The organism is Streptococcus sp. 339, assembly GCF_013277285.1.
Taxonomy (GTDB): Bacteria; Bacillota; Bacilli; order Lactobacillales; family Streptococcaceae; genus Streptococcus; species Streptococcus pseudopneumoniae.
The window spans coordinates 15,865-40,590 of the sequence record NZ_VMMR01000048.1 but is presented as its reverse complement, the minus strand read 5'-3'; the positions used below and the strand labels follow the sequence as shown (position 1 = coordinate 40,590).

Genomic DNA, 24,726 nt, shown 5'->3' with positions numbered 1-24,726 from the left:
TTTCATCTACTCTGTTATTCGAGGGCATTCTATTGATGGTTGGAAATTGATTGGTGGTACTTGGTACTATTATAAGAACAGTACGAAACAAACAGGTTGGCAAAAGATAAATGACACTTGGTACTATCTAGACGCCTCCGGTAAGATGCTCACAGATTGGCAAAAAGTAAATGGGAAATGGTATTATCTGGAAACCTCTGGTTCAATGGCAACAGGTTGGAAATATGTACGAGGCAGATGGTATTACTTAGATAATAAAAATGGAGACATGAAAACCGGTTGGATAAAAGTGGGAGGAAATTGGTATTATCTCAATTCAAGTGGAGCAATGGTTACAGGTAGCCAAACTATTGATGGGAAAGTTTATAATTTCGCTTCATCTGGTGAGTGGATTTAATATTGGAGGTATATATAAATGAAACTTTTGAAAAAAACTATGCAAGCTGGACTAACAGTAATTTTCTTTGGTTTGCTAGCTACGAATACAGTATTTGCAGATAACTCTGAAGGATGGCAGTTTGTCCAAGAAAACGGTAGAACCTATTACAAAAAGGGGGACCTCAAAGAAACGGACTGGCGAGTGATTGATGGGAAGACCTATTATTTTGATTATAATGGCGAAATGGTTGTTGGTTGGCAGTACATTCCAATGCCAGTTAAAGGATATACAATTGGTCCTTACCCTAATGGTATCAGATTAGAAGGTTCCCCAATGCCAGAATGGTACTACTTTGACGAAAATGGAGTGCTACAAGAGTTTGTTGGTTGGCAAGAATTAGAGCTAAAATATTCCTTAACCGTTGGGAAAAAACATGGTGAAGGCTGGGAAGGTCCCGAAGTTCTTAAATTAGCATACTACTACTTTGATCAAGATCATTATTTAAAGACAGGTTGGCTTTATGATCAATCTAACTGGTATTACCTAGCAAAAACAGGAAATTCTGGGAATAAGAATCTTGGTGGTGAAAGACGTGTAGGTTGGATAAATGATGGTTCAGCTTGGTACTATCTAGATTCAGAAACTGGTATCATGCAAACTGGTTGGAAGCAAATTGGCAATAAGTGGTACTACCTCCGTTCATCAGGTGCAATGGCAACAGGTTGGGCTTATGTTGGTAATAACTGGTACTATCTTCGTTCATCAGGTGCAATGTCCACAGGTTGGGTGAAAGATGGTTCAATATGGTACTATCTAAATGCAAGTAATGGAGATATGAAAACAGGCTGGTTCCAAATCAATGGTAAATGGTATTATGCCTATGGTTCAGGTGCTCTAGCTGTTAATACCACAGTAGATGGTTACTACGTAAACTATAATGGTGAGTGGGTTAAGTAACGAATGCTAATCGTAACTGTAGTTGATACTTAACTTATTAAAAAGAGCTTTTTTCTACCATTTGTCAACTCTATCAATTTTTAAGAATTAAATGAGTCAAGACAGTAGCTATTCAGTATGTTTATCTACTGTAGTAGGTTGAAGAAAAACTAAGAATGAGAAAGGACGAAGTTAGTCCTTTCTTTTTTATGTGACTATACTTTCTATTCAAATGAGCTTTTAACCGATTGATTGAGCCAATCAACTCTTAAAACCAAAGAGCAATTTCTCGCTTAGCTGACTCTTCTGAATCTGAACCATGTACAACATTTTGGATAGTCTCATTTTCTCCAGCAGCTTTTGCAAAATCAACTCGAATAGTTCCTGGTAAAGCTTCTTCTGGATCAGTTGCACCCATCATGGTCCGCCAAGTTTCGATTACTTTGGAATCAGAAATGATACCTACAAGAACCGGTCCTGAAGTCATAAATTCACGAATCGGTGGGTAAAAACTTTGACCAACCAAGTCCTGATAGTGCTGGTCAATTAACTCTTCTGAAAGCTGTGTACGCAACTCCAATTTTTCAATTGTAAATCCACGTTGTTCGATACGTTTCAACACTTCACCCACTAGTCCTCTTTTTACACCATCTGGTTTAATGATAAAAAATGTTTGTTCCATACCTGTCTCCTTTGTCAGCTTCTTTCTTTTATTTTACCACATTCCATGGAAAAATGGAGAAAGTTTTCAGAAAAGAGAAAGAGAACCCGAAGGCTCTCTCATCTGCTTTTATTCTACTGTTTCTTCCACAGTTTCAACGGCAGTATCCACAACTACTTCTGTTGTTTCTTCATTCCCTTCTTCCTCTACTGGAGGATTAAGGTATTCTTCTTCGTTGATAGCATGTGGTTCAAGGTTACGGTAGCGAGCCATACCAGTACCTGCTGGGATGATCTTACCGATGATAACATTTTCTTTAAGTCCAAGGAGATGATCTTTCTTACCACGGATAGCCGCGTCAGTAAGGACACGAGTTGTTTCCTGGAAGGAAGCCGCTGACAAGAAACTGTTGGTTTCAAGTGAGGCTTTGGTAATTCCCATGAGGACTGGGCGACCTGTCGCTGGAACACCACCTGCGATAAGGACATCTTTGTTGGCATCTGTAAAGTCATTGATATCCATGAGGGTACCCATGAGAAGATCTGTGTCACCTGGATCCATGACACGGACTTTACGAATCATTTGACGAACCATTACCTCGATGTGTTTGTCACCGATTTCTACCCCTTGGCTACGGTAAACTTTTTGTACTTCACCGAGAAGGTAAGTTTCAACTGACAAGACATCACGAACTGCAAGGAGACGTTTTGGTTGGATAGAACCTTCTGTAAGAGCAGCACCACGCGCTACTTGGTCCCCAACTTCAACACGCATACGAGCTGTAAATGGAACAACGTACTCACCTTCGCCAGTTTCACCCTTAACAAAGACTTTCTTGGTACGAGTTGATGCATCTTCTTCGATAGCGGTAACTTGTCCTTTAACCTCTGTGATAACCGCTTCCCCTTTAGGATTGCGGGCTTCAAAGATTTCTTGGACACGAGGAAGACCCTGAGTGATATCGGTATTTGAGGCAACCCCACCCGTGTGGAAGGTACGCATTGTAAGCTGTGTACCAGGTTCCCCGATAGATTGGGCAGCGATTGTACCAACTGCTTCACCAACTTCAACTGCATCACCAGTCGCCAAGTTGATACCGTAACAGTGACGGCAGACACCATGACGAGTGTTACATGTAAATACTGAGCGGATAGTCACTTCTTCCACACCAGCATTGACAATTTCACGCGCCTTGTCTTCTGTAATCAATTCATTTGGACCAATGATAACTGCACCAGTTTCTGGATGTTTAACAGTTTTCTTAGTGTAACGACCATTGAGACGCTCTTCGAGAGACTCGATCATCTCTTTTCCTTCTGCGATAGAACGGATCAAGAGACCACGGTCAGTTCCACAGTCGTCCTCACGGATGATAACGTCTTGGGCAACGTCAACCAAACGACGAGTCAAGTAACCTGAGTCGGCTGTCTTAAGGGCCGTATCGGTCATACCTTTACGGGCACCGTGAGTTGAGAAGAACATTTCGAGTACCGACAAACCTTCGCGGAAGTTTGAAAGGATTGGCAATTCCATGATACGTCCGTTCGGAGCAGCCATCAGACCACGCATACCGGCAAGCTGTGAGAAGTTTGAGATGTTACCACGAGCTCCAGAGTCCATCATCATAACGATTGGGTTCTTAGGATCTTGGTTGGCAATCAAACGTTTCTCAAGTTTTTCACGGGCAGCACGCCATTCAGCTGTAACGGCATTGTATCGCTCGTCGTCTGTGATCATACCACGACGGAATTGTTTGGTGATTTGTTCTACACGTTTATGTGATTCTTCGATGATTTCAGCCTTATCATCAACGACTGGGATATCGGCAATACCCACTGTCAATCCCGCAAGAGTTGAGTGGTGGTAACCGAGGTTCTTCATACGGTCAAGTAGGGCAGAAGTTTCTGTCGTACGGAAACGTTTGAAGATTTCAGCGATGATATTTCCAAGGTTTTTCTTCTTGAATGGAGGGTTGAGTTCAAGTTTGCTGATAGCTTCCTTGATATCTCCACCAAGTGGCAAGAAGTATTTAGCAGGAACGCCTTCTGTCAAGTTGGCATTGTTTGGTTCTTGCAAGTATGGTAGACCCTCTGGCATGATGTCGTTGAAGAGGATTTTACCAACTGTTGTAAGCAAGACCTTGTGTTTTTGCTCTTCTGTCCAAGGCTTGTTGAGGCTGTCTGTTGCGATACCAACACGTGAGTGGAGGTGAACATAACCATTACGGTAAGCCATAACCGCTTCATCACGGTCTTTGAAGACCATTCCTTCACCTTCACGACCAGCTTCTTCCATGGTCAAGTAGTAGTTACCCAAAACCATGTCCTGAGATGGAGTAACAACTGGTTTACCATCTTTCGGGTTCAAGATGTGCTCAGCAGCGAGCATCAAGATACGAGCTTCTGCTTGGGCTTCTTCTGAAAGCGGTACGTGGATGGCCATTTGGTCCCCGTCAAAGTCAGCATTGTAGGCTTCACAGACAAGCGGGTGCAAGCGAAGGGCCTTACCATCAATCAAGACTGGCTCGAAGGCTTGGATACCCAAACGGTGAAGGGTCGGTGCGCGGTTCAAAAGCACTGGGTGTTCTTTGATCACTTCTTCAAGGATATCCCAGATACGCTCATCTCCGCGTTCCACCAAGCGTTTAGCTGCTTTGACGTTTTGCACGATATCACGAGCGACGATCTCACGCATGACAAATGGTTTAAAGAGCTCGATCGCCATTTCACGTGGCACACCACATTGGTACATCTTAAGCGTTGGACCAACGGCGATAACGGAACGTCCTGAGAAGTCAACACGTTTACCGAGCAAGTTTTGACGGAAGCGTCCTTGTTTACCTTTAAGCATGTGACTCAATGATTTAAGAGGACGGCTACCTGGTCCTGTGATTGGACGACCACGACGACCATTGTCAATCAAAGCGTCAACCGCTTCTTGAAGCATACGCTTCTCATTTTGAACGATAATACCTGGTGCATTCAACTCGAGCAAACGAGCCAAACGGTTGTTACGGTTGATAACACGGCGGTAAAGGTCATTCAAGTCAGATGAGGCAAAACGGCCACCATCCAACTGCAACATTGGACGAAGATCCGGTGGAATAACCGGAAGGATGTTGAGAATCATCCATTCAGGTTTGTTCCCAGACTTGTAAAAGGCATCCAAAACATCCAAACGACGGATGGCTTTGACACGTTTTTGTCCAGTAGCTGTTTTCAATTCTTCTTTGAGTTCAGCAATTTCTTTTTCAAGATCTACTTGTTTCAAGAGGTCTTGGATGGCTTCGGCACCCATCTTGGCAACGAATGATCCATAACCATACTCACGCAAACGCTCACGGTATTCGCGCTCTGTCATGATAGACTTGTGCTCAAGTGGTGTATCCTTAGGGTCAATCACCACATAAGCCGCAAAGTAGATCACTTCCTCAAGGGCACGAGGGCTCATATCAAGGGTCAAGCCCATACGGCTTGGAATCCCCTTGAAGTACCAGATGTGAGATACAGGAGCTTTCAATTCGATATGTCCCATACGCTCACGACGAACTTTTGTACGCGTTACTTCAACCCCACAGCGGTCACAAACAATCCCTCTGTAACGAATGCGTTTGTACTTACCACAAGCACATTCCCAGTCTTTTGTAGGACCAAAGATCACTTCATCAAAGAGTCCTTCACGTTCTGGTTTCAAGGTACGGTAATTGATTGTTTCAGGTTTTTTAACTTCTCCATAAGACCATGAACGGACTTTGCTTGGAGAAGCTAGGGTGATTTGCATACTTTTAAAACGATTTACATCAACCACTATTTCTTCCCTTTCTATTCTAAGTGAACTGCTTATTCTTGTTCAGCAGCTTCTTCTGTTGCTTCCGCTTTTGTTGCTTTCTCAGCTTCTTCAGCTTCAAAAGCTGCTTTAGCCTCTTGGGCTGCTTTTTCGCGGGCTTTTTCAAGGTCATCTACGTGGATGACATCTTCGTCCATTCCTTCATCCAAGTCACGAAGTTCCACTTCTTGGTCATCTTCGTCTAGGACACGCATGTCAAGACCAAGAGATTGCAATTCTTTGACAAGAACTCGGAAGGATTCTGGAACACCTGGTTTTGGAATTGGTTTTCCTTTTGTAATAGCTTCATAAGCTTTCAAACGTCCGTTAATATCGTCAGACTTGTAAGTCAAGATTTCTTGAAGGACATTTGATGCACCATAGGCTTCAAGAGCCCAAACCTCCATCTCACCGAAACGTTGTCCACCAAACTGAGCTTTACCTCCAAGTGGTTGTTGGGTAACAGTTGAGTAAGGTCCGACAGAACGCGCATGCAATTTATCGTCAACCATGTGGTGGAGTTTGATCATGTACATGACTCCGACAGAAACACGGTTATCAAACGGTTCCCCAGTACGTCCATCGTAAAGGATTGTTTTGGCATCACTATCCATACCAGCTTCTTTAACAGTTGACCAAAGGTCTTCAGAACTTGCTCCGTCAAAGACTGGTGTTGCGATGTGAATACCAAGAGTACGAGCAGCCATACCAAGGTGAAGCTCCATAACCTGACCGATATTCATACGTGATGGCACCCCAAGTGGGTTCAACATGATATCGACTGGAGTTCCATCTGGAAGGTAAGGCATGTCTTCTACAGGAACGATACGAGAGACAACCCCTTTATTTCCGTGACGTCCGGCCATCTTATCTCCGACCTTGATCTTACGTTTTTGAGCGATGTAGACGCGAACCAGCATGTTAACACCTGATTGCAACTCATCTCCATTTGCACGTGTAAAGATTTTAACATCACGAACGACACCATCGGCACCGTGTGGTACACGAAGAGAAGTGTCGCGCACTTCACGAGACTTGTCTCCGAAGATAGCGTGCAAGAGACGTTCTTCAGCTGAAAGGTCTTTCTCACCCTTAGGTGTTACTTTACCTACAAGGATATCACCTTCTTTAACCTCAGCACCGATACGGATAATACCCATTTCGTCAAGGTCTTTAAGGGCATCTTCCCCAACGTTTGGAATTTCGCGAGTGATTTCTTCAGGCCCAAGCTTTGTATCGCGTGTTTCTGATTCGTATTCTTCAAGGTGGACAGATGTGTAGACATCGTCCTTCACCAAGCGTTCGCTCATGATAACGGCATCCTCGAAGTTGTAACCTTCCCAAGTCATGTAGGCAACGATTGGGTTTTGTCCAAGCGCCATTTCTCCATTTTCCATAGAAGGCCCATCAGCGATGAAATCGCCTTTTTCAACGACATCGCCAACTCGAACAAGAGTACGTTGGTTATAAGCAGTACCGGAGTTTGAACGACGGAATTTTTGGATGTGGTAAACATCAAGGGAACCATCTTCACGACGAACTTCTACCTTGTCAGCATCCGCATAAGTAACCTTACCGCCATGTTGTGCAATAACCGCAGCTCCAGAGTCGTGGGCTGCTTGGTATTCCATACCAGTACCAACGTAAGGTGCCTGAGGATTGATCAATGGCACAGCCTGACGTTGCATGTTAGCTCCCATGAGGGCACGGTTGGAATCATCGTTTTCCAAGAAAGGAATACATGCTGTCGCAACGGCAACTACCTGTTTTGGTGATACGTCCATGTAGTCAACAACATTCGCTGGATACTCTTGGTTGACCCCTTGGTGACGTCCCATGACAATCTTCTCAGCAAAGGTTCCATCTTCATTCAGACGAGAATTAGCCTGTGCTACAGTAAATTCATCTTCTTCATCGGCTGTCAACCAAACGATTTCGTTCGTAACAACGCCTGTTTCACGGTCAACTTTACGGTATGGTGTTTGAACAAAACCATACTTGTTCAAATGTCCGTAAGATGACAAGTTATTGATCAAACCGATGTTAGGTCCTTCAGGTGTCTCGATTGGACACATACGACCATAGTGAGTGTAGTGCACGTCACGTACCTCATATCCAGCACGGTCACGTGTCAAACCACCAGGTCCCAAGGCTGACAAACGGCGTTTGTGAGACAACTCAGAAAGTGGGTTGTGTTGGTCCATGAACTGTGACAACTGTGATGAACCAAAGAATTCTTTCACCGCAGCTGTTACAGGACGGATGTTGATGATTTGTTGTGGCGTCAAAACTTCGTTGTCCTGAACAGACATACGTTCACGGACATTACGTTCCATACGAGAAAGTCCGAGACGTACTTGGTTGGCAAGCAATTCACCAACTGCACGGATACGACGGTTTCCAAGGTGGTCGATATCATCTACACGGCCAAGTCCTTCAGCCAAGTTGAGGAAGTAGCTCATCTCAGCAAGGATATCTGCAGGAGTGACGATACGAACCTTGTCATCTGGATTGGCATTACCAATGATGGTTACGACGCGGTCTGGATCAGTTGGTGCAACAACCTTGAATTTTTGAAGAACAACTGGCTCAGTCACAACGGCTGCATCGTTTGGAATATAAACAATCTTGTTCAAGTCACCATCCAAATGGCTTTCAATGCTTTCAATCACACTACGAGTCATAACAGTTCCAGCTTCTACCAAGATTTCTCCAGTTTCAGGGTCTACCAATGGCTCTGCAATGGTTTGGTTAAGCAAGCGTGTTTTAACATTGAGTTTTTTATTGATCTTGTAACGACCAACTGCTGCTAAGTCATAGCGACGTGGGTCAAAGAAACGAGCTACAAGCAAGCTACGTGAGCTTTCAGCTGTCTTAGGTTCACCTGGACGAAGGCGTTCGTAGATTTCTTTCAAGGCTTCGTCTGTACGAGAGTCCATTGGATTCTTGTGGATATCTTTTTCAACAGTGTTGCGAACCAATTCGCTATCACCAAAGATATCAAAGATTTCATCATCACCTGAGAAACCAAGCGCACGAACCAAGGTTGTAAATGGAATCTTACGAGTACGGTCGATACGAGTGTAGGTAATATCTTTTGAGTCGCTTTCAAGTTCCAACCAAGCTCCACGGTTAGGGATAACAGTTGAACCATAGCCCACTTTACCGTTCTTATCTACTTTGTCATTAAAGTAAACACCTGGCGAGCGAACCAACTGAGATACAATGATACGTTCACCACCATTGATAATGAAAGTACCCATTTCTGTCATGATCGGGAAATCACCAAAGAAAACTTCTTGGGTCTTGATTTCGCCTGTTTCTTTATTGATCAAGCGGAAGGTTACAAAAATTGGTGCTGAGTAGCTAGCATCGTGAATACGAGCTTCTTCTAGCGTATATTTGGGTTCCTTGATTTCATATCCAACAAATTCCAACTCCATTGTGTCTGTGAAGTTTGAAATTGGCAATACATCTTCAAACACTTCCTTAAGACCGTGGTCTAGGAAATCTTTGAATGAGTCAGTTTGAATTTCAATCAAATTTGGTAAGTCAAGAACTTCTTTGATTCTTGAAAAACTACGACGGGTACGATGTTTCCCGTATTGAACGTCATGTCCTGCCAAGATGATTCTCCTTTGTAAATAAGTTCCAAGCCTTGTCAATCAGGCTTTCTAATCGTCATATGGTTGTAAAACCCCTATCACCGTGTCCCTTTGATGAATTTTCAGAATTTTTAAGTCTTTATTACAAGTACTCAAAATCCTGAAAAAAAGCACAAAAAGAGCAGCTAAATCTGACTTTTTCAGAAGATTTAACTGCTGTGAGTCTTGTCTGGACAATATTTCAGACAAAACCTACGACAAATGATTACTCATATTATACCCTATTTAGCTAGATTTTTCAAGGGGATTTAGTAGGTTTTTGGTGATTTTTTTCCATAGAAAACTTGGCATCACATTCGAATCACACTATGGTACAAAAAACTGAAAAAACTATTGACTGAAAATCATTTTCAAGGTATAATAAGAAACGTTAAGGCGGTATAGCCAAGTGGTAAGGCACGGCTCTGCAAAAGCTTGATCGTCGGTTCAAATCCGTCTACCGCCTTCTATAACCTGATTTATCAGGTTTCAAATGAACAGAAAGCCCAATTTGCAGGGCTTTTTTATTTTTTTCTTCGGATAAATACGGATAATTTTAAAAAACTTTTGGGGCAAAGTTCTTTCCATGACATAATTCCCTCATGAAATCAACTGAAAAAAGCTTCGTCACGTATGGTGACAAAAGCCTCTAGTTTACTCTGTTTCTTCTTCTATTTCGACTTCTGTAATTTGGACTTTTACCTTGGTAACACGTCCATTTTTCACTTTATCATTGGTTAAGATAAGCTGTTTGTTTTGACTAACTAATTCATAGCTGAGTTTCTCAGTCGTTGGAATAGTCCCAACTCCTGTCAAATAATAACCAGCGATGGTATCAACGTCATCACTTTCCAGTTCAACATCAAAGTAATTATTGAAATCATTGAGGGTCATCGTTCCTTGAACAATGTAGGTATCCTCGCCAATCTGATGAACATCTATTGCTGCTTTATCCGTTTCATCATCAATTTCACCAACAATTTCCTCTAAAAGGTCTTCCAAGGTCACCAAACCAGCCATACCACCGTATTCATCTAGCAAGATTGCCATTTGTCTTTGGGTGTTTCGCAATTCTTTTAGCAAATCATCCACAAAAATAGTTTCAGGTACAAAAAGTGGATCTTGTAAGATTTTCTTCCATACAATGTTATCAAAACCGTCCACAAAACCAGCCTTAAGAAGACTCTTGGTGTGAATGATTCCAATCACATTGTCCTTATCCCCATCGTAAACTGGTATACGGGAAAAGTTTTGTTTTAAAATACTTTGGATAATGCTTTGACTATCATCCTGAATATCCACCATAAAAGCATCTGTCCGAGGAACCATAACCTCTCGTGCCATCAGTTCATCGAGCGAAAAGACACCTTGTAGCATCTCAATCTCATCAGCATCCAATGTTTCTTCACTATTTGTCAGCATATAGGCAATTTCATCACGGGTCATCTTTTCATCCGCATCATCGAATGACATAGGAGTCAAATGGCTCAAGAAATTGGTCGAAGCAGCTAAAAGCCAAACAAAAGGACTGACTAGTTTTCCGATCCCAATGATAACCGGCGCTGTACGAATTGCCAAGGCATCCTTTAAATTAAGAGCGATTCTCTTAGGATATAATTCCCCAAAAACGATGGAAATATAGGTCAAAAATGCCAAGGATAGAAAAGTTGCCACGGCTTGTGCTGTTTCGCCATTCCCAAGCCAAGAGGCAATCACACGTCCTAGAGTATCAGCCAAACTCGCCCCTGATAAGATCGTAATCAGGGTAATCCCTACTTGAATGGTTGATAAAAAGTGATTAGGATTTTCTAGTACCTTCAGCAGACGAATATAGCGTCTATCTCCTTCTTCTGCCTTTTGTTCAACACGTGCACGGTTTAGTGACACCATGGCCATTTCTGTGGCTGAGAAAAAGGAATTTAATACCGTCAAGATAAACAATAAAACAAATTGTAGCAACAAATTCTGACTACTTGGGTCTTCCATAGTTCTTCTCCTAAAATAGTATCTTATCCTTTATTATATCACAAAATTTAATCCAATACATATTATTTTTTTCTTAGCGTAACTTCTCAAAGTAACTTCCATCTCTCTCCCAAAACTGGAAGTTAGTTTTAGAAGTTACCATTTTTTCTTAGTACCTACTCTAGCCCTACTTAAACTAGAAAAAAGAACTCCTACATCCATAAGTGATATAGGAGTTTATCTTATCTTTTACTGATACTCTTCGAAAATCTCTTCAAACCACGTCAGCTTTATCTGCAACCTCAAAGCTGTGCTTTGAGCAACCTGCGGCTAGCTTCCTAGTTTGCTTTTTGATTTTCATTGAGTATGAGTTACAGTTACTTCTCCAGTTCGGTAATCCAGTTGAAGCCCCTTTTGAACATTGGGAACTAGAACATTAAATTCCAATTCTCCATCTGAAGACTTGGCTTCAATCTGTGAAGCTGAAGGAACTAAATCCTCGTTTGAAGCGTAGTAAAGGGTTACACGGTAACGGACACGCTTGTTTTGGTCCAAGGCTTTACGCACCTTACTTTCATAGTAGTTTTGACCAGTCGAATCCTCGGCCTGCGCCTGATTTGCCCAGGCTGTCTGAACAGCAATGTTTTTAGGATTGCTTGTCGAGGCATCAAAACCATCCAAACCACCGATTAAGGCATAGCCTAACAGATGACCTCTATCGACTGCATGGGTATAAGAGCCCTTTAGATTCTTGACCTGATGCCAGCCTGGAGGAGTCCATGAAGTCGAACCATTCCCAGTTTCTTCACGATTCTTGTACTGACGAGTAGCCTTAGACAAGAGGGCATTAGCCACGGTTGGTACGGTCTCCTTGCCCACCGTCTTTGTTTTATTATCAGCGTAGGGCTTACTTGAAACCTTGGCATTTAGGTTTGTTTTATTACCATTGACGATAAAAGCACCTGATCCGTTCCACTCCAGACTCCCTTTTACTTGGTTTTTGACTGCGTCTGTTAAGACACTCTCTGCCAATGCTTGACTAGGAGCTTCAGACGCTTGTTTTTTCTGACTTATTTTTGTCTTAGCAGCCTGATTGCCTAGTTCATTCTGCTTAATATAATAGCTCCCCGCAGATAAGAGCAATAACACTAGCAAGCCAATCAGTGTCTGTCTTGTTTTTTTGTTCATATTTCTCCTTATCTTTATAAAAAGGCTGGTCTCCCAGCCTAATTTCCTGTAAATTTATGAATCAATTCCTGCCATTTTGCTGGAGACAGGATGGCCCATGGATCTTGTCCCTTGCCCAAAATTCCATAGCCTACCATTAGACCGATTCCTAGGGCTAGTGCACCTAAAATCAGTACTAGAATTACTAAAAGTAAACGCTTGACTACGTAGCCTGATTTCTTATTCATCTTCATCATTTGCCTCAATCCGCTGAATCTTAGCACCTAGCTGCGCCAACTTCTCATGGAAACGGTAGTAACCTCTATCCAAGTGAACCAATTTACCGACCACAGTTTCTCCCTGTGCTACCAAACCTGTCAAAATCAAGGCTGCGCTGGCACGAAGGTCAGTCGAAAGAACTTCTGCTCCCTGCAAAGGCTGCCCACCAACAATACGTGCTGTATCACGGATAATCTCCGAGTGCAAGCCCATGCGACGCATCTCTTCTAAGTGTTGGAAACGATTTTCGAAAACTGTCTCCACCATGGTTGATTCGCCTTTTGCAACTGTCATCAAGGCTGTAAATTGAGCCTGCATATCTGTTGGAAATCCTGGGTGGGGCAAGGTTTTTACATGAACAGCTTTTAGATTTTCTAGTTGAGAGCGAACTCGAATTCCTTCAGTCTCCTCTGTCACTTCCACTCCCATTTCAAGCAATTTGGCAATCAAGGGACGGTTGTGCTCCCAAACAGCGTCTTTAATCAAGACATCACCACCAGTCATGGCAGCAGCTACCATAAAGGTTCCTGCTTCGATACGGTCTTGGACTACGTTGTGAGTCGTACCATGAAGTTTCTCAACACCAGTAATGGTAATGGTCTCTGTACCAGCACCTTTGACCTTGGCTCCCATTTCATTAAGGAGAATGGCTAAGTCAACAATCTCAGGCTCACGCGCAGCATTTTCAATCACTGTCATCCCATCAGCTAGGGTCGCTGCCATCATCAAGTTCTGCGTTGCACCAACACTTGGAAAGTCCATATAGATATGAGCGCCATGCAAGCGTTCTGCCTTGGCTTCGATGTAACCAGCTGTCTGACTAATCTTAACCCCCATAGCTTCCAGACCTTTCAAATGAAGATCAATAGGACGGCTACCAATGGTACAACCACCTGGCATGGATACCTTGGCATGACCCACACGGGCAAGGATTGGCCCTAATACAACGATGGAGGCGCGCATCTTGCTGACATACTTGTAAGGGGCTTCCTCAGTGATGTCGCCAGTAGCATCCACCTTGACAAGATGGGCTTCCTCATCAAAGTCAACCTTGGCATTCAAACCACCAACCACCTGATTCATAATAAAGACATCCGACAAGATCGGTACATTCTGTAAGACTGTCTTTCCTTCACTTGCTAGAATAGTCGCTGCCAACAAGGGCAAGACTGCATTCTTTGCTCCTTCGATGGTTACACTTCCTACCAGACGATTATCGCCACCTTGAACCACAATTTTGTCCATACTCGTTTCCTTTACTCTTGATTTTATAATAATCCTCTAAGCGCTTCTTGCCACAACTGATACAGGCTGATAAAGAAAGAACTCAGGATGTAGCCCATGACAATGCTGAAAAGAGCTAGCAATAAACGAACTTTTCTTGTATTCTCATCTGTCACTTTTAAAACCTTTTCCCATCTAACAAGATCCTTTAGAAGGTAAAAACTCACATAAATAAAGAGCGTGTGACTGCTTAGAGTGAATAATAATTGAACCATTTGACTATTATACCATCTTCTCTGTTTGCGCGCTAGTTTGGAAACTTCACTTAAAAACTAGGGATTGTTTTTCAAGTAATCAATTGCATCTTGTAGGGTTTTAACGGGCACGATTTTCATATCTGTCTTGATTGTTTTGGATGCTTCTAGGGCTGTTTGGTAGTTGTTTTTTGCATCCGGGTGTGCTTTTTGTTCTTCTTCGCTAACAGGATTATCAGGGGCAAAGAAAATAGCGGCACCTGCCCTAGCCGAAGCTACAACTTTTTTATCAATACCTCCAATATCCCCCACATTCCCATCGCGGTCAATGGTACCTGTACCAGCAACAATACGACCATTACGAAGATCTGGGTGAGCTATTTGAGTATAGATAGCTAGACTAAACATGAGACCAGCACTTGGGCCGCCAATACCAGCTGTTGAAAAACTAATTGGGACATCACTGGTTACTTCTGTACGGTCAATCAAGCCGATTCCAATTCCATTTTTGCCATTTTCCAAGGTGATAATCTTTCCTTCTGCAGACTTGGTTTGCCCATCCTCTTCATAGGTCACCTTGACGGAGTCCCCTAATTGTTGAGAACTGACGTAATCAATCAAGTCCTTGGAACTATCAAAGGTCTGATCATTGACTGCTGTGACCGTATCAGAGATATTGAGAATCCCTTTAAAGGTTGAATTATCCGTCACATTCAAGACATAAACCCCAAAGTACTTGAGCTCGATATCCTTACCAGCTGTTTTTAGACCTTGATACTTGGCCATATTTTGTGATGTTTGCATGTAGAATTGATTGATCCGCATAAATTCAACATCGGAAGAGCCACCTGTAGTCTCTTGGGCACTACGAATATCTGTAAAAGGCGTCAACCACGCATAAATCATATGGGCTAAAGTAGCGTGCTGGACACCAACCGTAACGAATTGATAGGCCCCAGCTTCCTTATCTTCTGTGTCATTGACTTTGAGGACTTGGCGAATATCTTCCGAACCACCTGGAACCTCTATATAGTAGGGCAAAGGCACCACAAATGCCAAGAAGGTCACAATCAAGGCCGCAATGACATATAAGGGCCATCTAATCTTTTTTTTCATTTCTTATTTCCTCCAAAATACTCTCGGGAACATAGCAAGCAATATCCTGACCAAACTTCAAAAGCTCTCTAACGCCTGATGAACTAATATAGAGATGTTCAGGTCGGCTATGTAAATAAATGGTCTCTATATCAGGAGACAGCTGATGGTTGTAGTAATCAAAACTGGCTTCATATTGCAAATCCGCTGCATTCCTCAAACCACGCACTAGACAAGTAGCCCCCAGTCTTTTTGCAACATCAATAACCAATTCATCATGAGAAAACACGACTTCAACATTCCCCAAATGTTCCAAAGCCTTTTCTAACCCCCGTTTACGACTTTCGATAGAGAGAAATCCTTGTTTGTGGGGATTAAAAAAAATACCAACATAGAGCTTATCAAAAAGTCTGCTCGCCCGTTCAATCATATCCAGATGCCCATTTGTCATCGGATCAAATGAGCCTGTGAATAAGCCAATCTTATCTGACATAGACTGTCACCTTACTAATTCCATAAATCTTTTCCTTCCAGATACCCAGGCAGGCAATTTCTTCTGGAAGTTCAACGGCCTTATCCGTCTCACACACAACCATGACATCTTCAGAAAAAAGCTCTCTCTCAGCCATTTTTTCAATATCTGCTACCATTTGTTCCTTGGCATAAGGAGGGTCTAAGAAAATAAGGTCAAATTCCCCATATACCTGCTCCAATGCCCTTTCTGCATCCATCTTGAGGAGTTGAAATTTTCCAACATCCTTGATCATCTGGATATTTTCAGCCACGATGGTCTGAGCCTTACGGTCTCGCTCCACCAAAACAGCGCTGGACATGCCACGCGATACTGCTTCGATAGATAAACCACCACTACCTGCATAAAGGTCCAAGACTCGTCCCCCTTCGAAGTAGGGACCAATCATGTTAAAAATGGCGCCCCTAACCTTATCTGAAGTAGGCCTTGTCGTCTTGCCCTCTAGTGTCTTGAGGGGACGTCCCCCATAGATTCCTGATACGATTTTCATACTGTTTATTATACCAAATTATAGACAAAAAGAGAAAGAAAACCGAACCTTGCGGTTCGATTCTCTACAAAATATTTTCGTAAGTATCGCGGACTTCTTGAGGCCAAACACTTGTTTGCACTTCTCCGATGTGTCTCTTGCGAAGTAGGAACATGGCCATACGAGATTGTCCAATTCCTCCACCGATTGTCAATGGGAATAGGCCGTTCAACAAAGCCTTGTGCCATTCCAATTCCAAGCGGTCTTCATCACCTGTGATGGCAACCTGACGGCGAAGGGTTTCTTCATCTACACGAATCCCCATAGAAGACAACTCAAAGGCTCCACCCAGAGATTCATTCCAGACAAGAATATCACCATTTAGACCCTTGTAGCCATTTTCAGACTCGCTTGTCCAGTCATCATAGTCTGGTGCACGTCCATCGTGCGGTTTACCATCTGGCAACTCGCCACCGATACCAATCAAAAAGACGGCTCCAAATTCTTTACAAATCGCATTTTCACGTTCTTTCGGTGTCAAGTCTGGGTAGCGTTCTACCAATTCTTCTGTATGAATAAAGGTGATTTGTTTTGGCAAGATAGACTCGATGTCATAACGGGCTTCAACAGCTAGCTCAGTCAGGCGAATAGCCTTGTAAATCTTCTCAACTGTTTCTTTTAGGTAGGCAATGTTTCGTTGTCCATTTGGGAGAACCTTCTCCCAGTCCCACTGGTCAACATAAACAGAGTGGGTTGCATCCAAGGAATCCTCATCTGGACGAAGGGCTTTCATGTGGACAAAGAGACCCTCTCCTTCACCAAAGCCAAAACGAGCCAAGGTGTGGCGTTTCCATTTAGCAAGGGAGTGCACCACTTCATAAGTAGCATCAGGGATTTGGAGAACCTTGACCGATACGGCATTCTCCACACCTGATAAGTTGTCCTGCATCCCATCACCGACCCTACTCAAGATAGGACCTTGAACTTCGACAACTTCTAACTTATCTTTCAAATACTGGGTAAAAGTATTTTTGACAAAGGAAATTTCTTCTTGTTGGTGAATAAAACTTTTCTTCATAGGCTACTCCTCAAAAATTAGTTAAAAACATTATACACCTATTTCCAAGAAAAGAAAAGAGAAAATTTAAAAAAATCAGTGTCACTCAAAACACTGATTTTATAGACCTTTTAATCATTACGACCAAAGATACGTAAAATACTTAGGAAGAGATTGATAAAATCAAGATAGATACTGAGAGCCATTGACACCACCCAGCCTGTCGCTACACGACCTTGCGATTGTTCATAGACAAGGCGAATTTTTTGGTTATCCCAAGCAATCAGTCCTGAGAAAACCAAGACCATGGCTACGCTAATCATATAATCAAAGAAACCGCTAGACAAGAAAATATTGACTATCATAGCAATAATCAAACCGATCAGAGCCGCCATCATAGCTCGACCAAGACCGCTCAAATCTTTCTTGGTGAAGATACCAACTGCAGCCATGACAAAGAAGAGAAGGGCGCTCGATACAAAGGCAAATAAAACTGTACCCGGAGTATAGAAAGCCACCACAAAACTAAGGGTAAAGCCGTTTAATACTGAGTAAAGTAAAAATACTGGAAGAGCAGCTGGACTATTTCTTGAAGCCATGCTACTGGCAACAAAAACCAAGGCCAACTCCGCAAAAGTAGCAATGGTCAACCAGAGACGCCCCTGCATCAAAAAGTAAACCAACTGAGACTGAAAGACCGTCAACATAAGGCCTGATACCAAAGCAGATAGTCCGATTCCCAGACCAACAAAGGCATAAACCTTAGCGTAAAATTGATTGAGACCTGCACGGTCATGTATAATAGTGTGATTCATCCTTTTCTCCTTTTCTATGAACATCTTTCCTTGATTATAACAAAAAAAGTTAAAATTAGCTTAAATGGAAAATTAAAATACCGGCTGCAACGGCAACATTCAAACTCTCGGCCTGTCCCTTCATACTAATGTGAACCAATTGATCTGCACTTTCAGCCATGAGGGGACTAATTCCTTGACCCTCATTTCCCATAACTAGTACAAAATTTTCTTTAGGAGGCAGTTCTCTGTAATCAACAGAATCTTTAGATAGAGTTGTGGCTAGCACTGGGATAGCTATCTTTTTAGCTTCCTCGAGAAGACTTTGACTAGACGTTCGGTAAATAGGCAGATGAAAATGACTGCCTTGCATGGAACGTAGGGTCTTGAGACTGTAGATGTCTGCCGACTTATCTGAAACAATCACTCCAGTAAAACCTGCTGCATCCGCAGTCCGAATGATAGTTCCCACATTACCAGGATCTTGCACATCTTCCAAAAATAAGAACTTGCCCTGACTCAAATCAACTTGTCCTACTTCTTCTTTTTGAACCACCGCAACAATGCCCTGTGGAGTTTGAGAATCCGCCAAATCTAGCAAAATATCCTCTGACACCCAGACAGTTTGCGGAAATGAGGCTAACTGATCTCGGTAATTTTCTAAGGCAAAGATTTTCTCAATCGTTACTCCAGCTTGAACAGCTTCTTCAAACAAGTGCCAGCCTTCAATCAAATAAGCAGACTTGCGGTATTTTTTTTGGTGTAATTTCTTGGCATTTTTTACCACAGAATTGGCTTTTGAGGTTATAATAGTCATAGAAATATTATAACACAATCAAAGGGGTTTGGTATGCAAAAGGTTAGAATGATTGCCCAAGGTAGGGTGCAGGGAGTCGGCTTTCGTTGGGGTGTTTACAGCCTGGCACTTGAAATTGGTGGCATCACAGGCCGAGTATGGAATAACGACGATGGCACAGTGGAAATCTTAGCCCAAGCAGACTCATCTGCTATCATGGCAAAATTTATCCAAGAAATCCGCAAAGGACCAACACCTTTTTCAAAAGTCAGCTACTTAGATGTCAAACTGAGCAACTTTCCTCCCTACTCTGACTTTAAAATCGCAAATTAGGTCTCCAGAACTATTGTATATTTTGTAAAAAAACAGTAGAATAGAAAGGTATAATTTTTAAAGAAGGAATAAAAACAGTGAAATCTATTAAACGTTTTGCACTCTCAGCTATGGGAGTGGCTATGTTGCTTGTCTTGACTGGCTGTGTCAATGTCGATAAAACCACAGGCCAGCCAACAGGAGTCATTTGGAATACTTTCGGAGCGCCTATGGCTGAAGCTATCAAGTACTTCGCCAATGATAAAGGTCTAGGCTTTGGTGTCGCTATCATTATCGTAACCATTATCGTGCGCTTGATTATCTTGCCACTTGGTATCTACCAATCATGGAAGGCAACGCTTCACTCTGAAAAGATGAACGCCCTCAAGCACGTCCTTGAGCCACACCAAACGCGTCTCAAGGAAGCAACTACTCAAGAAGAAAAACTCGAAGCCCAACAAGCTCTCTTTGCTGCTCAAAAAGAGCATGGCATCAGTATGTTTGGTGGTGTAGGATGTTTCCCTCTCCTCCTTCAAATGCCTTTCTTCTCTGCCATCTACTTTACTGCCCAACATACTGAAGGTGTTGCTCAAGCAAGCTACCTAGGCATCCCTCTAGGCTCTCCAAGTATGATTTTGGCTGCCTGCGCTGGTGTCCTTTACTATCTTCAATCACTCCTTTCACTTCACGGAGTAGAAGATGAAACGCAAAGAGATCAAATCAAAAAAATGGCTTACGTGAGCCCAGTCATGATTGCCGGCTTCTCCCTCATCTCACCAGCTAGTGTCACACTTTATTGGGTTGTCGGTGGTTTCATGATGATTCTCCAACAGTTTATCGTCAACTATATCGTTCGTCCAAAACTTCGCAAAAAAGTCCGTGAAGAACTAGCCAAGAACCCACCAAAAGCAAGTGCTTTCTCTACACCAAGTGGACGAAAAGACGTTACTCCTGAACAACCAACTGCTATCACAAGCAAGAAAAAACACAAAAATCGCAACGCTGGAAAACAACGTTCGAGATAAAGCTACGTCTATTATCCAATAATTAAAAAAACAAATGAATGATAAATAGTTTTCATCAACTAGATATCATCATTCGTTTTTATTATCTACCGTTACATCTTATACTAGTCGAAAAAGTTAAATAGTTTAAAAGCTCACATATAAAAACTATTCAATCATAAATTAACAAGTAACTCGCTATGATTTAATACAATTCACAGTTATTAAAACTTCTGCTCCATCGTCTCTATTTCTAAGCTCAACTCGGCCTTTGTGTAGTTTTGCAACTCTACATACAAAACTAAGTCCAATACCATAATGTTGCTCTTTAACCGATCTAGCTTTATCCATACGATAAAAGAGCTTCCCAAAATGATTTAAAACTTCATCTGGAAATTCAGAGCCATTATTCCATATACCTATTTTCAATTCCTTCCCCTCTTGCTCTACTCTAATTTTAATTTTAGGATTCTGTTTATCGGCGTATTCCAAAGCATTTGTTAAAATATTTTGTATGGCACGAATCAGAAGAGATGGATTTATATAATAGTTTTCAGTTCCGTTCACATTCTGTTCAAAAGAAAACTTCATCTGATTTTTTATCAAAAAAGAGACTTCTTTCTCTAATTCATTAATAAAATCTGAAGAGGAATACTCCGTCCAACCTGTCTCATCATCATAATAGGTTTTAGAATAGTGAATCAATTGATTGAAGTAATCTAGTAACTGTTTACTAGCTCTTTCTATATCTGCTAAGCATTCTTGAGATTGGTCGTTTTCAGTTATCGCCTGCAAAAATTCCACATTTCCCCTAATAATGGTTAAGGGAGTTTTTAAATCATGAGAAGCTGCTGAAACCTGAAACATCAAATCTTCTTTCTGCTGTTTCTCATCAACTATTAATTGTCGAATTCTATCTTGCATCACAATAATCCTATTTCCTGTCTCGCGAAATTCTTTAACCGTTAAACTTTCTGTATATTCCCTCTCCAACCACATACTATTTTCATAAATCAAAGTCATTTCATAACTCAGTTTTTTCAATAATTTTCCAATGTGATAACTTATTAGAACAATCAATACAACACAAATATATATCCATGATGACACATTAAAAAAAATTGATAGAACACCACTATTTTTTAGAGGTTTCCCGTCTTCATTTATTTGTATAGATACTGAAGCTAAAGGAATAAGATAGGCCATTAGTAAGCCAAGACTAAACTGCCAAATAATTCTCCAACAGGTTTCTCGAATTAATTGTCTAAAACTTTTGATTCTACCCATTGATATCCTCCACCGTACAAGGTTTTAATCGGATTTAATTGATAAGGTTTCAGCTTTTGACGAATTTGATAAATGTACTCTGAAACCGAACGTAAAAGTGATTCTGAGCTTTGTGGATATAGATAATTATAAATTTCCTCAATAGAATATATTTTACTTGGGTTGCTTGCCAAAAGATACACTATGTCAAATTCCCTCCTTGTCAGAGCAATCTTATCATCGTTTACAAATAGTTCCTTACTATCCGTATATAGTATAAGCTTCCCAATCTTTATTTGATGAACATTTCCTTTAGTCCGTTCTTCACGACGCAAGTGCATTTTAACACGTGCTAACAATTCTTGCATACTAAAGGGCTTCATAATATAATCATCAGCACCTGCATTGATTCCAGCTACTAAATCTTCATCCATATCCTTAGCAGTTATAAAACAGATAGGAACAGTTATCTGCTCGCGAATCATCTGACAGATTTCTAAACCACTAACAGGCATCATAATATCTAATAAAATCAAGTCAAATCCTGTAAAATCACAAAGATCAATCTCTTCTATCTTGTTTCGTATGACTACTTCATATTTTTCATATTCTAGTACTTTTTTTATTAGGCGAAGAATAGCAAGATCATCATCTACAACCAAAATTTTATAAGCCATAACTCACCCTCCTAACTATATTATAGCACTAACCGAGAAAAAGACAGGATATCCCCTGTCCTTAGCCTACATTTCTTCCTATAAGTATCAGTGTAGCAAATACAAAAACAATTAATAACCAAACTATTTGTATCCCCAAGCCTTGCCACACTGGATAATAAAGAGACAATGGATAGGTATAAAAACAATTCATACTAGCTAGTAATGGTAAATTTCTAAAAAAAGAACTGAATTGTAATAACATTTGTCCCAACCCCAATAAAAGGGATAAACTGATTCCCAAAATTAAGATAAAAGACTGGGAAATAAATACAAAAATACCACTTAAAAGAGCGAAGGTTAGAATAGAAATACATGCTGGAAATAGAATTGTTAGAACATGTTTAATATTACTCAAAAGATTGATATTGTAGTATCCTTGCGCGATTAGTATGCATAATGATATTACAGCAACCAATAATACAATTTCCATACATAATACAATAGCTAGTTTACAGATTATAAATTTCAAACGATTTGGACATGTAAGAAAACTGGTACGAAGGCTAGAACCTGTAAATTCTTGACCTATAAATAGAACCGCTAGACTAACGAAACCTGCCTGTCCTAAATAGAGACTTTGCAGTAGCTGTTCCAAAACAAACTGTAGGGTCAACTGGTCTGGCTTACTATTTAAAAAAATAACCATCGCCGGAACACACAGTAATAGAGCACCTATAATCAACCAGTGCCAAGGATTCATCATAAACTTGAGATATTCACTTTTAAGTTGCTCTTTCAACTTATTCACCTCCTCCAATATCTGACTTAAGTAAGCGGTAAATTGCTAAAGACAAGAATGAGAAGTTCCAACAAAGTAAAAATAAAATATTTTGTAAACTATTATGCTCTAAAATTTGAGGAGATGTAGCAATCAATCCTTGCCCCAGTGCAACTGGAAGAAATTTTGCAGCTGATATATAGTTTGCTAAGAATGTTCCTAGATTGTAGACTTGAGGAAGCAAAAATAATAGAGGAACAATGGCTGTTTTAAATGTCAAAGCCATAATATAGGCTAGCAGTCCCAACAAAGTCCAAGCTATACTGGCTAAAAATATATAGAACCAAACTGTTCCATTTAGTGAAAAAAGCAATAAGCCATCTTGTCCTAAAACATAATGTGTCATGTTAATCGTAAGGAATATTGATAGAAAGGAAATGATAAAAGAAAATACAAGCCAAACTAATGTTTTTGAAACTAGGAAAGTACTTCGATTTGTAATAGAGAGGAGACTTGTACGAATAGCAGAGCATTTATACTCCTCGGCTCCGTAAATTGAGCCTAGGATAATCATAATAAAAACACCAAATAAAGTGACATCAAAACCTAAAAATTCAATAGGAGGTATAGCTTCTGCTAATTCTGGATTTGTCTCTGGTGTAGCATGAATACCAACTGAAACAATTTGAGAAGCACCAATATTTGCTAAAAACGTTTGAAATACCAGTATTAAGAATAGTACAACATGAGTAGCTCTCTTATAAAGCAATTTAAAGATTTCAGAATGAAGAGAGTAAATAAGTCCCATGTCACTTTCCTCCCTCTGTTAAACTAAAGAAGACTTCTTCTAGTGAAGAAAGATTTTTCATCACTTCTTGTAAAGTGCCTTTTATAAGAACTTTGCCTTTATTTATGATAACTACATCATCTGTTACTGCTTCCACTTCCGATAATATATGAGATGATAGCAAGACTGTCTTCCCTTCTTGAGCTTGGTTTTTTATAAACTCTCTAAACCACCGAATTCCTCTTGGATCCAACCCATTAGTCGGTTCATCCAATATCAGATATTGAGGATTTCCTAGTAGAGCTGTTGCAATTCCCAAGCGTTGTCCTTCTCCTAATGATAATTTTCCAATTTTAGATTTTTTCTTATGGCTAATATCCACCATATCCAAGACTTGTTCAATTCGCTGACTGGATATCCCATTACTAGCAGCAACAATTTTCAAATGTTGATAAACAGTCCGATCATCAGGAGCTCCTACACTGTCAAATGAAGCTCCTACAGTCTTTAGAGGAAATTTTAATTCCTTATAAGTTTGATCTCCAATTTTGGTAAGACCAGATGTTGCTTTGTCTAATCCTAATAAAATACGTAAGGTTGAACTTTTACCAGCTCCATTTGGACCTAGGAAAGCAGTCACTCTACCTGCTTTTGCTTCAAAAGAAATATCTTTTAAAATTTGAGTTTGACCATATGACTTACATAAATTTTTAATGGTAATACTTTGTTCCATCATGTTCTCCTATTCTATTTAATATTTCTAAAAGTAACTATATCTTACACATTCATTTTCGGATTTTTTTCAGGATTTCAAGAGTCAAAAGATTTAATACTCAATGAAAA

22 protein-coding genes, 1 tRNA gene and 1 pseudogene are annotated in these 24,726 nt (G+C 40.9%); 5 read left to right on the top strand and 19 right to left on the bottom strand.

Annotated features, from left to right (window positions below):
* Together HT736_RS06355 and HT736_RS06350 are read left to right on the top strand one after the other, a co-directional pair.
* Nucleotides 1-397 (top strand): annotated as a pseudogene (locus tag HT736_RS06355) (N-acetylmuramoyl-L-alanine amidase family protein); the annotation flags it as partial.
* Nucleotides 398-415: 18 nt separating this feature from the next.
* Nucleotides 416-1,336: an N-acetylmuramoyl-L-alanine amidase family protein gene (locus HT736_RS06350; protein WP_000771127.1), complete on the top strand. Its 921-nt coding sequence runs from the start codon at nucleotides 416-418 to the stop codon at nucleotides 1,334-1,336.
* Nucleotides 1,337-1,583: 247 nt separating this feature from the next.
* Here the strand turns inward: HT736_RS06350 and ndk are convergent, their stop codons facing one another.
* The 3 genes from ndk to rpoB all read right to left on the bottom strand — a co-directional run bounded on the left by ndk (nucleotide 1,584) and on the right by rpoB (nucleotide 9,427).
* Nucleotides 1,584-1,997 (bottom strand): nucleoside-diphosphate kinase, encoded by a 414-nt coding sequence (gene ndk / locus HT736_RS06345; protein ID WP_023933283.1) that lies wholly within the window; start codon nucleotides 1,995-1,997, stop codon nucleotides 1,584-1,586.
* A gap of 108 nt (nucleotides 1,998-2,105) precedes the next feature.
* Nucleotides 2,106-5,783, bottom strand: coding sequence for a DNA-directed RNA polymerase subunit beta' (gene rpoC / locus HT736_RS06340; protein WP_000228740.1), 3,678 nt, complete (start codon nucleotides 5,781-5,783; stop codon nucleotides 2,106-2,108).
* Between the two features lie 32 nt (nucleotides 5,784-5,815).
* Nucleotides 5,816-9,427 carry a DNA-directed RNA polymerase subunit beta gene (gene rpoB / locus HT736_RS06335; protein ID WP_172930853.1) on the bottom strand — a complete coding sequence of 1,204 codons (3,612 nt, stop codon included), beginning with the start codon at nucleotides 9,425-9,427 and terminating at the stop codon, nucleotides 5,816-5,818.
* Nucleotides 9,428-9,840: 413 nt separating this feature from the next.
* Between rpoB and HT736_RS06330 the strand changes: the two genes are divergently transcribed.
* Nucleotides 9,841-9,911: transfer RNA gene (locus HT736_RS06330), tRNA-Cys, on the top strand.
* A 188-nt stretch (nucleotides 9,912-10,099) separates the two neighbouring features.
* Here the strand turns inward: HT736_RS06330 and HT736_RS06325 are convergent.
* From HT736_RS06325 to HT736_RS06275, 11 genes are all read right to left on the bottom strand, one after another.
* Entirely contained in the window at nucleotides 10,100-11,431 is a 1,332-nt protein-coding gene (locus HT736_RS06325) for a hemolysin family protein (protein ID WP_054388454.1), read from the bottom strand.
* Between the two features lie 336 nt (nucleotides 11,432-11,767).
* Entirely contained in the window at nucleotides 11,768-12,598 is an 831-nt protein-coding gene (gene endA, locus HT736_RS06320; protein WP_054388453.1) for a DNA-entry nuclease EndA, read from the bottom strand.
* 38 nt (nucleotides 12,599-12,636) lie between these two features.
* Nucleotides 12,637-12,825, bottom strand: a complete 189-nt coding sequence (locus tag HT736_RS06315) for a DNA-directed RNA polymerase subunit beta (RefSeq protein ID WP_025169885.1) — start codon at nucleotides 12,823-12,825, stop codon at nucleotides 12,637-12,639.
* Complete coding sequence (gene murA, locus HT736_RS06310; protein WP_138701258.1) at nucleotides 12,818-14,101, bottom strand: UDP-N-acetylglucosamine 1-carboxyvinyltransferase; 1,284 nt, start codon at nucleotides 14,099-14,101, stop codon at nucleotides 12,818-12,820. Before murA ends, HT736_RS06315 begins: the two co-directional genes overlap by 8 nt.
* A gap of 23 nt (nucleotides 14,102-14,124) precedes the next feature.
* A complete protein-coding gene (locus HT736_RS06305; RefSeq protein WP_080976830.1) occupies nucleotides 14,125-14,355 on the bottom strand; it encodes a DUF1146 family protein in 231 nt (76 codons plus the stop codon).
* A gap of 57 nt (nucleotides 14,356-14,412) precedes the next feature.
* Complete coding sequence (locus tag HT736_RS06300) at nucleotides 14,413-15,450, bottom strand: SepM family pheromone-processing serine protease (protein ID WP_138699177.1); 1,038 nt, start codon at nucleotides 15,448-15,450, stop codon at nucleotides 14,413-14,415.
* A complete protein-coding gene (gene coaD, locus HT736_RS06295; protein ID WP_054388450.1) occupies nucleotides 15,434-15,922 on the bottom strand; it encodes a pantetheine-phosphate adenylyltransferase in 489 nt (162 codons plus the stop codon). The genes HT736_RS06300 and coaD overlap by 17 nt, the downstream gene beginning before the upstream one ends.
* Nucleotides 15,912-16,451 carry a 16S rRNA (guanine(966)-N(2))-methyltransferase RsmD gene (gene rsmD, locus HT736_RS06290; protein WP_054388449.1) on the bottom strand — a complete coding sequence of 180 codons (540 nt, stop codon included), beginning with the start codon at nucleotides 16,449-16,451 and terminating at the stop codon, nucleotides 15,912-15,914. Before rsmD ends, coaD begins: the two co-directional genes overlap by 11 nt.
* A gap of 64 nt (nucleotides 16,452-16,515) precedes the next feature.
* A complete protein-coding gene (gene asnA / locus HT736_RS06285) occupies nucleotides 16,516-17,508 on the bottom strand; it encodes an aspartate--ammonia ligase (protein ID WP_119942113.1) in 993 nt (330 codons plus the stop codon).
* A 110-nt stretch (nucleotides 17,509-17,618) separates the two neighbouring features.
* The gene (locus HT736_RS06280) at nucleotides 17,619-18,302 is read right to left on the bottom strand and encodes a Bax inhibitor-1/YccA family protein (RefSeq protein ID WP_172930852.1); all 684 of its coding nucleotides are present in this window, start codon (nucleotides 18,300-18,302) and stop codon (nucleotides 17,619-17,621) included.
* 55 nt (nucleotides 18,303-18,357) lie between these two features.
* Entirely contained in the window at nucleotides 18,358-19,098 is a 741-nt protein-coding gene (locus HT736_RS06275; protein ID WP_172930851.1) for an RNA methyltransferase, read from the bottom strand.
* A gap of 33 nt (nucleotides 19,099-19,131) precedes the next feature.
* Here HT736_RS06275 and HT736_RS06270 point away from each other — a divergent pair, with 33 nt between their 5' ends.
* Together HT736_RS06270 and yidC are read left to right on the top strand one after the other, a co-directional pair.
* Nucleotides 19,132-19,410 carry an acylphosphatase gene (locus HT736_RS06270; protein WP_001174613.1) on the top strand — a complete coding sequence of 93 codons (279 nt, stop codon included), beginning with the start codon at nucleotides 19,132-19,134 and terminating at the stop codon, nucleotides 19,408-19,410.
* Between the two features lie 77 nt (nucleotides 19,411-19,487).
* Nucleotides 19,488-20,414, top strand: a complete 927-nt coding sequence (gene yidC / locus HT736_RS06265; protein ID WP_054388445.1) for a membrane protein insertase YidC — start codon at nucleotides 19,488-19,490, stop codon at nucleotides 20,412-20,414.
* 177 nt (nucleotides 20,415-20,591) lie between these two features.
* On the opposite strand, the gene HT736_RS06260 is transcribed toward yidC, so the two are convergent.
* The 5 genes from HT736_RS06260 to HT736_RS06240 all read right to left on the bottom strand — a co-directional run bounded on the left by HT736_RS06260 (nucleotide 20,592) and on the right by HT736_RS06240 (nucleotide 24,616).
* Nucleotides 20,592-21,680 (bottom strand): HAMP domain-containing sensor histidine kinase, encoded by a 1,089-nt coding sequence (locus tag HT736_RS06260; protein ID WP_172930850.1) that lies wholly within the window; start codon nucleotides 21,678-21,680, stop codon nucleotides 20,592-20,594.
* Nucleotides 21,650-22,336: a response regulator transcription factor gene (locus HT736_RS06255; RefSeq protein ID WP_172930849.1), complete on the bottom strand. Its 687-nt coding sequence runs from the start codon at nucleotides 22,334-22,336 to the stop codon at nucleotides 21,650-21,652. Before HT736_RS06255 ends, HT736_RS06260 begins: the two co-directional genes overlap by 31 nt.
* 61 nt (nucleotides 22,337-22,397) lie before the next feature.
* A complete protein-coding gene (locus HT736_RS06250) occupies nucleotides 22,398-23,117 on the bottom strand; it encodes an ABC transporter permease (protein ID WP_172930848.1) in 720 nt (239 codons plus the stop codon).
* 1 nt (nucleotide 23,118) lies between these two features.
* Nucleotides 23,119-23,904: an ABC transporter permease gene (locus HT736_RS06245; protein ID WP_172930847.1), complete on the bottom strand. Its 786-nt coding sequence runs from the start codon at nucleotides 23,902-23,904 to the stop codon at nucleotides 23,119-23,121.
* 1 nt (nucleotide 23,905) lies between these two features.
* Nucleotides 23,906-24,616: an ATP-binding cassette domain-containing protein gene (locus HT736_RS06240; RefSeq protein ID WP_061438690.1), complete on the bottom strand. Its 711-nt coding sequence runs from the start codon at nucleotides 24,614-24,616 to the stop codon at nucleotides 23,906-23,908.
* Nucleotides 24,617-24,726 lie beyond the last annotated feature (110 nt).